The sequence below is a fragment of the Peribacillus sp. R9-11 genome (genome assembly GCF_031345095.1).
Classification (GTDB): Bacteria; Bacillota; Bacilli; order Bacillales; family DSM-1321; genus Peribacillus; species Peribacillus butanolivorans.
Genome location: NZ_CP133763.1, coordinates 15,001 through 30,000, shown reverse-complemented (window position 1 = coordinate 30,000; position 15,000 = coordinate 15,001). Strand labels below are relative to the sequence as shown.

Below are 15,000 nucleotides of genomic sequence, written 5' to 3'. Positions count from 1 at the left end.
CGCACCAATAATAATCTTTATTACCCCCTGCCCTAGAAACCGAATGGGTTTTATAGGTGCACCGATAATGAGGAGCATTAAGATCAAGCCTCCAACTACGGCAACAAAAACAACTGGTTCCACAACTCATTCCTCCCCGTAAGCTTGTACTACACTTATATGAAGGGAGTCTTGGTTTAAGAACTCAATCCAATAAAAAGTGGTTATAAAGGGTATTCCTTTATAACCACTCTGCTATTATCGTTGAATGCGGACGTTTCTTCTTTTTACTTCTCTAAATAAGTAAAAATATTTTACTTCCGCTAGTCTTGTTTGAGCAATTACTTCCTCAGATGGGTCTACGCTTTTTTCAAGTAAAGATTTTTGATTATGCCAATTCCGTTTCAATTGTTCAAGCTCTTCAATTAATGCCTCATTGAATTCATTTCGAAGTCGCTTTTTTTTACGAAAGAACAAGTGAAGTCCTCCCAGCTATCTTATATTTCTCTTCTTCCTTCTATTGCTTTTGATAGCGTCACTTCATCCGCATACTCCAGATCTCCGCCAACAGGAAGTCCATGGGCAATTCTTGTCACCTTAATCCCTGATGGTCTGAGCAGCCGCGAAATATACATGGCAGTTGCCTCTCCTTCAATATTAGGATTAGTAGCCAAAATGACCTCCTGCACTGTTTCGTCCTGCAGGCGCTTTAATAAATCGGGAATATTTATATCTTCCGGACCGATTCCGTCCATCGGTGAAATACTGCCATGTAGTACATGGTATAAGCCATTGAACTCTCTCATTTTTTCCATCGCTATTACATCTTTTGGGTCCTGTACGACACAGATTAAACTTCTATCTCTCCTTTGATCCTCGCAGATATAACAGGGATCCTGATCTGTGATATGACCACAGACTGAACAATACGTCAGATTCCGCTTCGCATTTACCAGCGCTTTTGCAAAATCCAAAACAGTATCTTCCTTCATGCTTAACACATGAAAGGCTAATCGCGCAGCCGTTTTCGGCCCAATCCCCGGCAATTTCATAAAGCTGTCAATAAGCTTGGAAATCGGTTCTGGATAATGCATCAAATTCCTCCTAAAAATTTCAAAAGAAACCTCCTGAAAGGAAGTTTCTTTTGAACTTGCTTAAAACATACCTGGAAGGTTCATCCCTTTAGTAAATTGCCCCATCGTCTGGTTTGTCAGTTCTTCTGCTTTTTTCAGAGCATCATTGGTAGCAGCTAATACTAAATCCTGAAGCATATCGATATCATCTGGGTCAACAACTTCTGGTTTGATGATTACATCAACTATTTCTTTATGCCCTGTCACGATAACTGTTACCATTCCACCGCCTGCAGTACCTTCAATCTTTTTTTCACCTAGCTCTTCTTGTGCCTCTGCCATCTTCTTTTGCATCTTCTGCATTTGTTTCATCATGTTTTGCATATTACCACCGCGCATACCCATTTTTCCTACCTCCAATTATTCTTTAATTTCAAGTAAATCATCGCCGACTAATTTTCTAGCCTCTGCTATAAAGGGGTCTTCTTCTTTTGATTCCGTTTCTTCTGTACCTTCGAACTGCTGTGTTGAAATAAAGTCCTCTCGCAACCTCTGCCATTGGCTCTCTGGAACTCCAGCTATCTCCATACGGCGACCAGTTAATTGCTGCATGATTGAGGCAATCACTTCCACGAAACGGTTATTTTCCATTGCCATTTGACAATGGATATCATATTTGAATTTTACCACAAAAGCCTCAGTTGACGCAGCAACAGGTTCCGCTTCTGTTAATAAAGCTGCTAATGACTTTTGGTTTTGCTGACCTAATTGTTCAAGTACTTCGCCCCACTTGCTTTTCACTACATTCAAATCTGGTTTCGTTGCTTGTTTTAAAACTTGATTAATCTTGCCTGTTGGCGCTTTATAAGCCTTTTTTATAACCCGCTGTGATTTCGCCTGTTCTGCAGGCTTTTCTGCCACAGCCGCTGAGATGCCACTTCTCTGTATTTCCTGTAATTTAACTTCCAAATCCTCTATTTTCTGAAGCAATTGTTGAATCTGCCCATTGTCCATTTGATTTGGCCTTTGCTCATTACATAATTTCACAAGAGCCACTTCAAGGAAAATCCTTGGATGATTCGTCCATTTCATATCCTGCTGTGTTTGATTGAAACTTTCAATAGTGGAATAAATCGATTCAGAAGAGATGACTTCTGATAATTCTTTAAATTGCGGATCGATTAACACGCGCTCAAAAGATTCAGCGAGAGCTGGTGCTGTTTGGTACAACAACATATCACGGAAATAATAAATCATGTCTTCAATGAACCGAGCTGGGTCTTTTCCCATAGCCAACAATTCATCAAGTACTTCAAGTGCCACTGCTACTTCTTTATCATAAATTGCTTTTGCCAACCGACTTAAGAATGCCTGCGAAACAGAACCAGTGACAGTCAATGCATCTTCTACAGATACCGTCTCTGAACTGAATGAAATTGCCTGGTCAAGCAAGCTTAGCGCATCACGCATCCCGCCTTCAGCTGCTCTCGCAATAATATGCAAGGCCTGTTCATCACATGAAACCCCTGTTTCAGCAATGATTTGAGCCATACGCCCAACAATATCCTGCGGCTGAATTCTTTTGAAATCAAACCGTTGACAACGCGAAATAATCGTTAGCGGAATCTTATGAGGTTCAGTCGTTGCTAATATAAAAATAACGTGCTTTGGCGGTTCTTCCAATGTTTTTAATAACGCATTGAAGGCCCCTTGTGAAAGCATATGTACCTCATCAATAATATAAACTTTATATGTAGCCGCATTCGGTGCATATTTGACCTTATCACGAATGTCACGGATTTCTTCGACACCATTATTGGATGCTGCATCAATTTCAATAACATCTGATATGGAGCCATCAGTGATTCCGCGGCAGGTAGCACATTCGTTACAGGGTTCACTTATCGGGGCATGCTCACAATTCACTGCTTTTGCAAGAATTTTGGCAGCGCTCGTTTTCCCTGTCCCACGTGGACCGGAGAATAAATAGGCATGCGAAACCTTTTGCCCGATTAGGGCATTCTGCAACGTTTTTGTTACATGTTCCTGCCCAACTACATCAATAAATTGTTGTGGCCGCCATACCCGGTATAATGCTTGATACCCCACGGAAATCCCTCCTTATTTTCTCCATCTTGTTTATTATACATTACTGATTTCCTTATTTTCAAAGTCAGCTTAAAGAAAACTCACTGATTGTCATATTCATTTCAAGATTTACAACTAATTTAACTTCTTAACATGCAAAAAAACTCACCCGATACGAATGAGTTTTTTGATTATGTAAAATAACTGCCGTGCACCTTCTGTCGATTAGCAACCATAAGCGTTACTTAAGCAGTTAGCTCGGCCCAGGCAACCCTGCGGCACATGAGAACTTCCACTTAATGCTGCTTCCTTCCGGACCTGACATGGTTCATGGAGACCCATTGCGCAGGACCCGGGCGTCAACACCACTTACTTAAGGCAGACCCTACAGTACGCTAACCTCGAGAAGGAATTCAACCTCGCTAGAGCGGATTGCGAGTACAGGGCACCGCTACCTCCCCGTCTAGCACGGCAAATGTAATACCAATTTTCATAGCGTCACATCGACGCATAATTCATTATACTAAGGTAACAAAAAAAACGCAAGCCTTGTTCATTGAACAGTCTATTTCCCTAATCTTTATAAAAGGAAAAAAGCACGTACATCAAGTATTCAGACAAGGTTATTTATTTTCTTCCATATTTTTGAGTGCTTTCTCCTTTTTCAAGGTTTTCTTTCGATTCCTAAGCTCTTTAAAAAAGGCTGTCAGGATCCCTCCGCACTCGTCCCGCAACACACCGCTTGTAACCTCACACTGATGGTTGAAGCGTTCGTCTTGAAGTAAATCCATAAATGTCCCTGCACAGCCTGCCTTTGGATCATGGGCGCCAAAAACGACCCTTTTCACCCTCGATTGCAGAATAGCCCCAGCACACATAGGGCAAGGTTCCAACGTTACATAAAGTGTCGCCTTCTCAAGGCGCCAACTACCAAGTGAACCACAAGCCTCATTAATCGCAAGTAGCTCCGCGTGGGCAGTAGCATTCTGCTCTGTTTCCCGCAGGTTATGCCCCCTCGAAACTATTTGATCATCTATCACAATTAAAGCTCCAATCGGCACTTCGTTCAACATCTGCGCCTTTTCAGCTTCCTTTAAAGCCAATTTCATGTAATAGGCATCATCTTTCATAAAAAAACCCCCTCATATTAAGTAGGAGTAAACAGACAAATATAAGACAAAATAAAGGTCATACTACTTATTCTAATGAATAGTAACGCAAGCGACCTACCGGCTGCAAGTAAATTCAAACAATATAAGGAGGATATAACATGAATAAATCTACTTCCCCTTCCTTTGCTTTGCTTATCATTGATATCATTAATGATTTTAATTTCAATCACGGTGACATGCTCCTTGAACATACGAAGCTTATCATCGAGCCAATACTGAAGTTGAAAAAGCACATGAAAGAAAAGGGTTTCCCTATCATTTATATCAATGACCATTATGATTTATGGCAGGCTGACTTCGATAAGATTATCGACACCTGTAAAAATACAGAAAATGCTCAGCTAATTGAAAAAATCAAACCACAAAAAGATGAGTTCTTTCTCATCAAACCGAAGCATTCGGCTTTTTATGGGACTGCCCTTAATACACTGCTTAAACAACTGAAGGTGGAAACCTTAATTCTTACCGGCATTGCTGGTAACATCTGTGTGTTATTCACGGCTAATGATGCCTATATGCGAGAGTACCAATTATGGATCCCTGAGGATTGTATCGCTTCTGCATCAAAAGAAGATAACCTTTATGCGTTAACGATGATGAATCATGTTCTCAAAGCTTCCACACACAAAAGCAGAGACGTTTAGATTGAAAGACTCCGCCCAACTAGGCACTGACATTCCACTACCCTCGCATGACACTCCTAAATTCTCCTTCATTAACACCGGACAAAAATATCACTTAAGCTTCAAGTCTGTGATACAATATCTCTTGGCTGAAAAACCTAATAAACTGGGAGTTTCAGTCCGATACCTCATTGAAGGAGGACAGAATGGATGAAAATCACCCCATTTATCACTGTCGAAGGTCCAATCGGTGTAGGGAAAACATCACTAGCAAAAGTTATCGCTGACCATTTCCAAATTTCACTATTAAAGGAAATCGTTGATGAGAATCCATTTCTCGGGAAATTTTATAACAATATCGATGAGTGGAGCTTTCAAACAGAAATGTTTTTTCTATGTAACCGTTACAAGCAATTAGAAGATATTGAAACGAAGTTCCTTACTAATGACCAAGCCGTAGTGGCTGATTACCATATATTCAAGAACTTAATATTTGCTGAACGTACGTTAAAAAACGGACAATACAATAAATACCTTGAAATATTCAATATCTTAACTCGAGATATGCCGAAACCAAATATGGTTATTTATTTAAACGCAAGTCTGGATACTCTTCTGTCCCGAATCGGCAAAAGAGGACGTGAATTCGAAAAAAACATCAGCTCCCATTATTTAGAGCAGTTATCTTCGGATTATCAAACATTTATGGAAACGTTTGAGAAACAGCACCCTGACATACCTGTTCTTACATTTAATGGAGATGAATTGGATTTCGTTGGGAATAGGAATGACTTGAACACGATAATCATCCAAATAGAGAATGCCCTGCAAAAAGGAGTACAGCCACATGAACTTACGAAAGAAGTATAATATTCCAAACAACGCCGTCATTACGATAGCAGGGACGGTTGGTGTAGGTAAATCGACCATGACCAACGCATTAGCGGATGCCCTACAATTTAGGACATCTTTTGAAAAGGTTGATACGAACCCCTACCTGGATAAATTTTACGATGATTTTGATCGTTGGAGTTTCCACCTGCAAATCTACTTCCTCGCTGAACGGTTTAAAGAGCAGAAAAAAATCTTTGAATATGGCGGCGGTTTTATCCAAGATCGTTCCATCTATGAAGACACAGGAATTTTTGCAAAGATGCATTATGAAAAAGGGACAATGAACGAAGTAGACTACGAAACGTACACAAGCCTATTCAACGCGATGGTAATGACACCCTACTTCCCTCATCCTGACTTGCTTATCTATCTCGAGGGATCACTTGATGATATCCTCGACCGGATCCAAGAACGGGGGCGGCCGATGGAACAGCACACTCCTATTGAGTATTGGAAGGAAATGCACGGCCGTTACGAAGAATGGATTGATCAATTTAATGCCTGTCCGGTCCTTCGATTAAATATAAATGAATATGACCTTAAGCAAGATGAGGCTAGTATTGAATCTCTTATAAAACGGATCGCTGAATATATGGAGCAAACCAGATTATTACGAAAAATATAAATAATAAAAAACCACCGGGAATCCCAGTGGTTTTTTATTATATTAGAAAACAAAAATTCCGTTACAGAGATGTAACGGAATTTAACGATATCCAATTTATGCGCTGTGGTTATTAATAAGTTATGGAGGAGGTAGAGGGATTCGAACCCCCGCGGGATTTGACTCCCCTGTCGGTTTTCAAGACCGATCCCTTCAGCCGAACTTGGGTATACCTCCGTATCAACATTTATTATAATACATTGAATCAAAATCAAAGTCAAGCACTCTTAGAACATTTTTTTAAAATAATTATTAAACCAAATAAAAAAAGAACAGTTTCTCTATTACGAGAAACTGTTCCTTTTATACTTTTGAAACATTATGGTTTAATGACTTCCACACCGCGCATATAAGGTCGTAATACTTCAGGGATGACAACACTGCCATCTTCCTGCTGATAATTTTCCAATAGTGCGGCAACTGTCCGGCCGATTGCCAATCCTGACCCATTAAGTGTATGAATATGTTCTGGTTTCCCTTTAACATCACGGCGGAAACGGATATTAGCCCTTCTAGCCTGGAATGCTTCGAAGTTACTACAAGATGAAATTTCACGATACGTTCCATAGCTCGGGATCCAGACTTCGATATCATACTTTTTCGCAGCAGTGAAACCAAGATCGCCTGTACACATGCTTAATACTCGATAAGGAAGGCCTAGCAATTGAAGCACTTTTTCAGCATGTCCTGTAAGGTTTTCCAATTCTGCATAAGAGTCTTCTGGCTTTACAAACTTCACTAATTCCACTTTATTAAACTGGTGCTGGCGAATTAACCCGCGAGTATCACGACCAGCAGAACCTGCTTCTGAACGGAAAGATGCACTGTATGCTGCATAGCTTATCGGCAGATCGTCTATGCTTAGAATTTCATCACGGTGGAAATTTGTCACAGGCACTTCAGCTGTTGGAATCAAGAAATAATCGTCGCTCTCAATACGGAAAGCATCTTCCTCGAATTTAGGTAACTGACCTGTGCCTGTCATGCTTGCACGGTTCACCATATATGGAGGCAGCATTTCTTCATATCCATGTTCTTCAACATGAAGGTCGAGCATAAAACTAATTAACGCACGCTCTAAACGAGCACCGAGACCTCTATAAAAAACAAATCGGCTTCCGGTCACTTTCGCTGCCCGTTCAAAATCAAGGATTCCTAAATCTCCAGCCACATCCCAATGTGGTTTCGGTTCAAACTTAAATTGCGGCAATTCGCCCCATTTACGGATTTCAACATTATCATCTTCCGTTTCACCCACTGGTACACTTTCATGTGGAATATTAGGGATAGAAAGCAGCAGCGTTCCTAACTGGGATTCTACTTCACGAAGTTCATCATCAAATCCTTTGATTTGATCACCAACCTCACGCATTTCCACAATCAACTGGTCTGCATCTTTTTTCTCCCGTTTCAATACAGCTACTTGCTGTGAAACTTCATTCCGTTTACTTTTCAGTTTTTCTGTATCAGCAATTAAAGATCGACGCTTCACGTCTAACTCCTCAAATTTACCTAAATCAGTTAAATCTTCTCCTCTAAATTGCAGAACACGTTTCACTTCTTCAAAATTATTTCGTACATATTTCAAATCCAACATTTACAGTTCCTCCTCATTTATGATTTGTTAATTTATCAGAGAACGCAAAAAACTCCCGTCCCCTGAAGAAGGGACGAGAGTTAACCCGCGTTGCCACCCTAGTTGAAGGCATATGAAAAATACCTTCCACTTATCACGATAACGGCTTTTAACCGAAAGTAATTACTGACCCAATTAAGGTGTTCCATACTCTGCTCCAGGAGGGATTCACAAAACTCTAACACCGATTTCCACCAGCCATCGGCTCTCTTTAGAAAGAAATATTTGTTACTATATCCTGTCATGGCTTTCTCATAATCAAATTCTTTTCCATAATGTACTATAATTTTATACATTACGCAACCGTTTTATACACGAAACTTAAAACCAGCCTTTTACAGTAGAAGATACACTGCTCCATACATCACCAAAGAATCCACCAACTGCTCGCATTGATAACACAAACCAGTTTGCTTTTTCAACAGATTCTGCAGCTACGACGTCAACCTTCGCTGAATCCCCGTTAATATACCCGTAATCTTTACCATTTTTAGGAGTAACAGTGATGTAGCCAACCTTCTCACCTTTTTTGATTGGTGCAGTCAACTTACCGTCTTTGTCCAATTTGTTTTTATCAATCACTAATTCTGTTTTATAGTTTTCTTTCTCACCATTCTCAACAAGCAGTTCAATCGCTTTTTTAGATTGGATATTAACATTTTTCTCCTTACCTTTAACTACCGAAAGGGTTTCTTTCCCTTTCACTTGGTAATTGGCAGGAAGAATTTTTTCTTTTTCAAATGTTGCATATGCATAGTCCATCAGCTTAGTACTATCCCTGAAGCGTTCATTTTTAGTAGTAGACTTCATAACCACTGTAATATAACGTTGACCATCTTGGATAACTGTCCCCGTATGACCATAACCGGCAAAGTCAGTAGAACCTGTTTTCAGACCGTCTACACCTTTATATTCAAAAATCAGACCAGGTAACATCCAGTTGAAGTTTGGATACTCTTTCCCATCACGGAACTTCAATTTAGAAATGCTGGCATACTTTAATACTTCCGGATAATCATTAATAAGACGATAAGCAAGAAGTGCAGTATCAGTTGCTGTCATGACATTTTCTTCATCTTTTTTACCAGTAGGATACTGCCCTAACAAATTAGAGTTATTCAAGCCGCTGGCGTTGACGAATTTATGGTTTTTCAGACCTAGCTTAGTTGCTCTTTCGTTCATCAATTTCACAAAATTCTTTTCGCTACCAGAAACTAGCTGAGCTAAGGCTACTGTCGCCGCATTTCCTGAATAGACAGCCATCGCTTGATATAGTTCCTTAACTGTATATTCTTCACCTTCTGTTAAACCAATATTCGACAAATTCGGTGCTTTTGAAAGATCATGTACATACTTATTTATTTTAACTTTTTGATCCCAAGTGATTTTCCCATTTTCAATTGACTCCATTATGATGTATTCTGTCATCATTTTTGACATGGATGCAATCCCTAATACTTTATCGGCATTTTTTTCATACACGATTTGTCCTGTTTTACCATCTATAATGATGGCTGCCTCTGCTTTTAAACCTAAATTATCAGATTCAGCTTCAGCTTCCCCCGGTTGATAGGCAAATTGCGACATAACAAGAACAAAAACAAAAGTGAAAATGAGGGTAATCTTGCTGATTTTTTTCAATTTCCAATACCTCCAACTATTAAGCTTATCTCTATAACAAAAGAAGAAACTCTATCTATTTCCCTTAATCCTTGTTTAGTTTATCACAGAAGAAATAAAAAAAATAGACAGAGTCATCGGAGACTCTGCCTATTTTCACTTTAAATTTTAATGACAATTATAAGTTAAATTTATTACAATGAATAGTTCGGCGCTTCTTTTGTAATTTGAACATCATGTGGATGACTTTCCCTTAACCCCGCACCAGTCATTTTAATAAATTGAGAGTTTTCTCTCAAATCTTCCAATGAAGCTGTACCGCAATATCCCATTCCTGAACGAATACCACCGATCAGTTGGAAAATAGTATCTGAAAGAGGTCCTTTATATGGAAGGCGTCCTTCTATGCCCTCTGGAACAAATTTCTTATTATCTTCCTGGAAGTAACGATCCTTAGAACCTTTTTCCATTGCTGCAACAGAACCCATTCCCCGGTACACTTTAAAACGGCGTCCTTGGAAGATTTCTGTTTCACCTGGGCTTTCAGTTACACCGGCAAGCATACTTCCAAGCATGACTGCGTGTCCACCAGCGGCTAGAGCTTTAACGATATCACCCGAGTATTTAATTCCGCCATCAGCGATAATTGTTTTTCCATGTTTCCTTGCTTCTGTTGCACAATCGAAAACGGCCGTAATTTGAGGAACGCCTACACCAGCTACAACTCTTGTAGTACAAATAGATCCCGGTCCAATTCCCACTTTAACAACATCGGCTCCTGCTTCAATCAGTGCTTTCGTTCCTTCTGCAGTGGCCACGTTACCAGCGATGATAGTAAGTTCAGGATATTTTCCACGAATCTCCTTTACTGCGTCAAGGACGCCTGTTGAATGACCATGAGCAGTATCAAGTACAATTGCATCTACTTGAGACTTAACAAGCATTTCTACACGCTTCATTGTATCTTTAGTCACACCGACAGCAGCACCTGCGAGTAATCTACCTTGCTTATCTTTTGCTGAATTAGGGAACTCAATGACTTTCTCGATATCCTTGATTGTAATAAGCCCTTTTAATACACCGTTATCGTCTACAAGAGGGAGTTTTTCAATTTTATACTTTTGAAGAATTTTCTCGGCTTGTTCCAGGTTAGTTCCAACTGGAGCTGTAACCAGATTCTCTATTGTCATAACACTAGAAATCTTCAAGGAAAAATCGGAAATAAATCGCAAATCACGGTTCGTAATAATACCAACAAGTTTTTGATCCTGTTCATTATTAACAACTGGTACACCCGAAATACGGTATTTACCCATTAAATGCTCTGCATCAAACACTTGGTGATCTGGTGTTAAGAAAAATGGATCTGTAATAACACCGCTTTCTGAACGTTTTACTTTATCAACTAATTCAGCTTGTGCTTCAATCGACATATTCTTATGAATAATACCTAACCCACCTTGACGAGCCATAGCAATTGCCATCTCTGCTTCTGTTACGGTATCCATTCCTGCACTGATGATAGGAAGGTTGAGCTTTAAATTCTCGGCTAAGTTGACTTGAAGGTTAACATCTTTCGGTAAAACCTCTGATTTCGCTGGAATTAATAGGACATCATCAAAGGTTAAACCTTCTTTTGCAAATTTATTTTCCCACATAATTTTCCCCTCCTGCTTAAAAATATTATTTGTAGGTTATCAATAGGACATACTACTGTCAAGAAGAGAAATAAATGTTAGATTATTCTATCAATTCAAAGGAGAGGCTGCAATGCCTGAAAACAATGATAATTTCGATAAATATACGCCTTTTTTTTCTGCATCTTCATCTCAACTTTTTTTACAAAAATGTTACACACATGAAAAAATAGAAGATGCAGAAATAAAAAGTTACGAAAACTGTTATCCTTTTATATACCATCTTGAACATGCGAAAACCTATTATAAACAGGCTGCTATAGCACCACTTTCTATCCAACCAATTTTATCCTTTTATGGATTTACCCAATTGTTAAAGGCCTGTCTACTTACCATCGATCCCAACTACCCGGAGTCCACTTCGTTGCTTGCTCATGGGGTAACTACAAGAAAGAGAAAAAAGCAACAATACGACTTTTTAAAAGATGAGGTAAAAACGCAAAAGAATGGACTTTTCACCTGTATTGCTGAAAAAATATTTAATTTAAAACATATGGAAGGTGAAAAATTTTCTATGGAAACGTTATTAAAAGAAATTCCAGATATGCAAAGCCTTGCATGGAATATTTCCCGTAAAAATTTTATACCTCTGTTACCTTCTTCTGATGGTTTTCAATTGCCTTCTACCATATTGGATAGCTATCAAATGACTAGTAGCCGCTTCGAGGAGTTTTTGACATCAAAAATAAATCATATATGTCACCTTACAGAAACTCCTGGAAAACTGCTAATACAAATAGATAAAGTTCTTGTTTATAATGCTCCTTCTCCTATACGGTATAACTTGGTAGAGGAACAATTCATGTTATCCCTCAATAAAAGTTCGTCGGCTTTTTTATTACCTGAACTTTTGATTCATTATTTAATCTCTTATAACCTAAGTATAATAGCTCGTTATGAAACAGAATGGTGGGCAGAGTTGATGAAAACTATGCCTAATGATGATTACCCCTGTATAGTGCAATTCCTTAAAATAAGCCAATCTAAGGTACCATTTTTAATATTTGAATGGATTAGGTCTGAAAGGTTCAACCCCTGATTATTCTAACTACCTTCCAATAGGAAATGACTTATGGAAAATCTGATATACGAAAAAGACCAGCCAAGGATGGCTGATCTTTTTGAATGGCTTGGCGGCGTCCTACTCTCACAGGGGGAAACCCCCAACTACCATCGGCGCTGAAGAGCTTAACTGCCGTGTTCGGAATGGGAACGGGTGTGACCTCTTCGCTATCGTCACCAAACAATGAAGGAACGTTGTTCCTTCAAAACTAGATAATAAGAAGGTATTTCATTTTTTAAAGCGTGGTTAAGTCCTCGATCTATTAGTATCAGTCAGCTCCACATGTCGCCACGCTTCCACCTCTGACCTATCAACCTGATCATCTTTCAGGGATCTTACTAGCTTGCGCTATGGGAAATCTCATCTCGAGGGGGGCTTCATGCTTAGATGCTTTCAGCACTTATCCCGTCCGCACGTAGCTACCCAGCTATGCCTTTGGCAAGACAACTGGTACACCAGCGGTGCGTCCATCCCGGTCCTCTCGTACTAAGGACAGCTCCTCTCAAATTTCCTGCGCCCGCGACGGATAGGGACCGAACTGTCTCACGACGTTCTGAACCCAGCTCGCGTACCGCTTTAATGGGCGAACAGCCCAACCCTTGGGACCGACTACAGCCCCAGGATGCGATGAGCCGACATCGAGGTGCCAAACCTCCCCGTCGATGTGGACTCTTGGGGGAGATAAGCCTGTTATCCCCGGGGTAGCTTTTATCCGTTGAGCGATGGCCCTTCCATGCGGAACCACCGGATCACTAAGCCCGACTTTCGTCCCTGCTCGACTTGTAGGTCTCGCAGTCAAGCTCCCTTGTGCCTTTACACTCTACGAATGATTTCCAACCATTCTGAGGGAACCTTTGGGCGCCTCCGTTACTCTTTAGGAGGCGACCGCCCCAGTCAAACTGCCCACCTGACACTGTCTCCCACCCCGATAAGGGGCGCGGGTTAGAATTTCAATACAGCCAGGGTAGTATCCCACCAACGCCTCCACCGAAGCTAGCGCTCCGGCTTCTCAGGCTCCTACCTATCCTGTACAAGCTGTACCAAAATTCAATATCAGGCTGCAGTAAAGCTCCACGGGGTCTTTCCGTCCTGTCGCGGGTAACCTGCATCTTCACAGGTACTATAATTTCACCGAGTCTCTCGTTGAGACAGTGCCCAGATCGTTACACCTTTCGTGCGGGTCGGAACTTACCCGACAAGGAATTTCGCTACCTTAGGACCGTTATAGTTACGGCCGCCGTTTACTGGGGCTTCGGTTCAAAGCTTCGCTTGCGCTAACCTCTCCCCTTAACCTTCCAGCACCGGGCAGGTGTCAGCCCCTATACTTCGCCTTGCGGCTTCGCAGAGACCTGTGTTTTTGCTAAACAGTCGCCTGGGCCTATTCACTGCGGCTTTTCCGGGCTATTCACCCTAAAAAGCACCCCTTCTCCCGAAGTTACGGGGTCATTTTGCCGAGTTCCTTAACGAGAGTTCTCTCGCACACCTTAGGATTCTCTCCTCGCCTACCTGTGTCGGTTTGCGGTACGGGCACCTTACATCTCACTAGAGGCTTTTCTTGGCAGCGTGGAATCAGGAACTTCGGTACTATATTTCCCTCGCCATCACAGCTCCGCCTTAATGGAAACGGGATTTGCCTCGTTTCCGGCCTAACTGCTTGGACGCGCATATCCAACAGCGCGCTTACCCTATCCTTCTGCGTCCCCCCATCGTTCAAACGATGTATAGGTGGTACAGGAATATCAACCTGTTGTCCATCGCCTACGCCTTTCGGCCTCGGCTTAGGTCCCGACTAACCCTGAGCGGACGAGCCTTCCTCAGGAAACCTTAGGCATTCGGTGGAAGGGATTCTCACCCTTCTTTCGCTACTCATACCGGCATTCTCACTTCTAAGCGCTCCACCAGTCCTTCCGGTCTGACTTCAACGCCCTTAGAACGCTCTCCTACCATCGACACCATACGGTGTCAATCCACAGCTTCGGTGATACGTTTAGCCCCGGTACATTTTCGGCGCGGAGTCACTCGACCAGTGAGCTATTACGCACTCTTTAAATGATGGCTGCTTCTGAGCCAACATCCTGGTTGTCTAAGCAACTCCACATCCTTTTCCACTTAACGTATACTTTGGGACCTTAGCTGGTGGTCTGGGCTGTTTCCCTTTCGACTACGGATCTTATCACTCGCAGTCTGACTCCCAAGAATAAGTATTTGGCATTCGGAGTTTGACTGAATTCGGTAACCCGTTGGGGGCCCCTAGTCCAATCAGTGCTCTACCTCCAATACTCTCATCTTGAGGCTAGCCCTAAAGCTATTTCGGAGAGAACCAGCTATCTCCAGGTTCGATTGGAATTTCTCCGCTACCCACACCTCATCCCCGCACTTTTCAACGTGCGTGGGTTCGGGCCTCCATTCAGTGTTACCTGAACTTCACCCTGGACATGGGTAGATCACCTGGTTTCGGGTCTACGACCTCATACTCATTCGCCCTATTCAG

At 41.4% G+C, this 15,000-nt stretch carries 13 protein-coding genes, 1 tRNA gene, 2 rRNA genes, 1 other RNA gene and 1 other annotated feature (2 of these 18 cut by a window edge); of the genes, 4 read left to right on the top strand and 13 right to left on the bottom strand.

What is annotated here, in order from left to right; all coding sequences use genetic code 11:
• The 7 genes from RE409_RS00145 to tadA all read right to left on the bottom strand — a co-directional run.
• Positions 1-123, bottom strand: partial view of a pro-sigmaK processing inhibitor BofA family protein gene (locus RE409_RS00145; RefSeq protein ID WP_201187772.1) — the 5' portion only. The gene continues 141 nt to the left of window position 1, outside the view; the window shows 123 of its 264 coding nt (coding positions 1-123); the start codon lies at positions 121-123; its stop codon lies off the left edge, out of view.
• A 114-nt stretch (positions 124-237) separates the two neighbouring features.
• Complete coding sequence (locus tag RE409_RS00140; RefSeq protein ID WP_056528984.1) at positions 238-456, bottom strand: YaaL family protein; 219 nt, start codon at positions 454-456, stop codon at positions 238-240.
• A 20-nt stretch (positions 457-476) separates the two neighbouring features.
• Entirely contained in the window at positions 477-1,073 is a 597-nt protein-coding gene (gene recR, locus RE409_RS00135) for a recombination mediator RecR (protein ID WP_053348887.1), read from the bottom strand.
• A gap of 60 nt (positions 1,074-1,133) precedes the next feature.
• Complete coding sequence (locus RE409_RS00130; RefSeq protein WP_053348895.1) at positions 1,134-1,451, bottom strand: YbaB/EbfC family nucleoid-associated protein; 318 nt, start codon at positions 1,449-1,451, stop codon at positions 1,134-1,136.
• A 21-nt stretch (positions 1,452-1,472) separates the two neighbouring features.
• Complete coding sequence (dnaX, locus tag RE409_RS00125; RefSeq protein WP_201222478.1) at positions 1,473-3,161, bottom strand: DNA polymerase III subunit gamma/tau; 1,689 nt, start codon at positions 3,159-3,161, stop codon at positions 1,473-1,475.
• Positions 3,162-3,347: 186 nt separating this feature from the next.
• Positions 3,348-3,612: signal recognition particle sRNA large type (gene ffs / locus RE409_RS00120), an RNA gene on the bottom strand.
• A gap of 151 nt (positions 3,613-3,763) precedes the next feature.
• Positions 3,764-4,270: a tRNA adenosine(34) deaminase TadA gene (gene tadA / locus RE409_RS00115; protein ID WP_057219375.1), complete on the bottom strand. Its 507-nt coding sequence runs from the start codon at positions 4,268-4,270 to the stop codon at positions 3,764-3,766.
• Between the two features lie 140 nt (positions 4,271-4,410).
• Here tadA and RE409_RS00110 point away from each other — a divergent pair, with 140 nt between their 5' ends.
• From RE409_RS00110 to RE409_RS00100, 3 genes are all read left to right on the top strand, one after another.
• On the top strand, positions 4,411-4,956 hold the full coding sequence (locus RE409_RS00110; RefSeq protein WP_201187768.1) for a cysteine hydrolase family protein: 546 nt from the start codon (positions 4,411-4,413) through the stop codon (positions 4,954-4,956).
• Between the two features lie 189 nt (positions 4,957-5,145).
• Entirely contained in the window at positions 5,146-5,805 is a 660-nt protein-coding gene (locus RE409_RS00105) for a deoxynucleoside kinase (protein ID WP_201222481.1), read from the top strand.
• Entirely contained in the window at positions 5,783-6,454 is a 672-nt protein-coding gene (locus RE409_RS00100) for a deoxynucleoside kinase (RefSeq protein ID WP_309558357.1), read from the top strand. Before RE409_RS00105 ends, RE409_RS00100 begins: the two co-directional genes overlap by 23 nt.
• Before the next feature lie 123 nt (positions 6,455-6,577).
• Here the strand turns inward: RE409_RS00100 and RE409_RS00095 are convergent.
• The 4 genes from RE409_RS00095 to guaB all read right to left on the bottom strand — a co-directional run bounded on the left by RE409_RS00095 (position 6,578) and on the right by guaB (position 11,407).
• Positions 6,578-6,670 (bottom strand) — tRNA-Ser (locus RE409_RS00095).
• Positions 6,671-6,812: 142 nt separating this feature from the next.
• The gene (gene serS / locus RE409_RS00090; protein ID WP_098178169.1) at positions 6,813-8,090 is read right to left on the bottom strand and encodes a serine--tRNA ligase; all 1,278 of its coding nucleotides are present in this window, start codon (positions 8,088-8,090) and stop codon (positions 6,813-6,815) included.
• A gap of 66 nt (positions 8,091-8,156) precedes the next feature.
• Positions 8,157-8,383, bottom strand: a binding site (T-box leader).
• Positions 8,384-8,450: 67 nt separating this feature from the next.
• Entirely contained in the window at positions 8,451-9,770 is a 1,320-nt protein-coding gene (locus RE409_RS00085) for a D-alanyl-D-alanine carboxypeptidase family protein (protein WP_242485349.1), read from the bottom strand.
• A 173-nt stretch (positions 9,771-9,943) separates the two neighbouring features.
• Positions 9,944-11,407 (bottom strand): IMP dehydrogenase, encoded by a 1,464-nt coding sequence (gene guaB / locus RE409_RS00080; protein ID WP_201222483.1) that lies wholly within the window; start codon positions 11,405-11,407, stop codon positions 9,944-9,946.
• A 112-nt stretch (positions 11,408-11,519) separates the two neighbouring features.
• Here guaB and RE409_RS00075 point away from each other — a divergent pair, with 112 nt between their 5' ends.
• Positions 11,520-12,485, top strand: coding sequence for a YaaC family protein (locus tag RE409_RS00075; RefSeq protein WP_201222484.1), 966 nt, complete (start codon positions 11,520-11,522; stop codon positions 12,483-12,485).
• An 89-nt stretch (positions 12,486-12,574) separates the two neighbouring features.
• Here the strand turns inward: RE409_RS00075 and rrf are convergent.
• Together rrf and RE409_RS00065 are read right to left on the bottom strand one after the other, a co-directional pair.
• Positions 12,575-12,690 (bottom strand): 5S ribosomal RNA (gene rrf, locus RE409_RS00070).
• A gap of 61 nt (positions 12,691-12,751) precedes the next feature.
• Positions 12,752-15,000: ribosomal RNA gene (locus RE409_RS00065) — 23S ribosomal RNA — on the bottom strand; it runs 684 nt beyond the window's last position.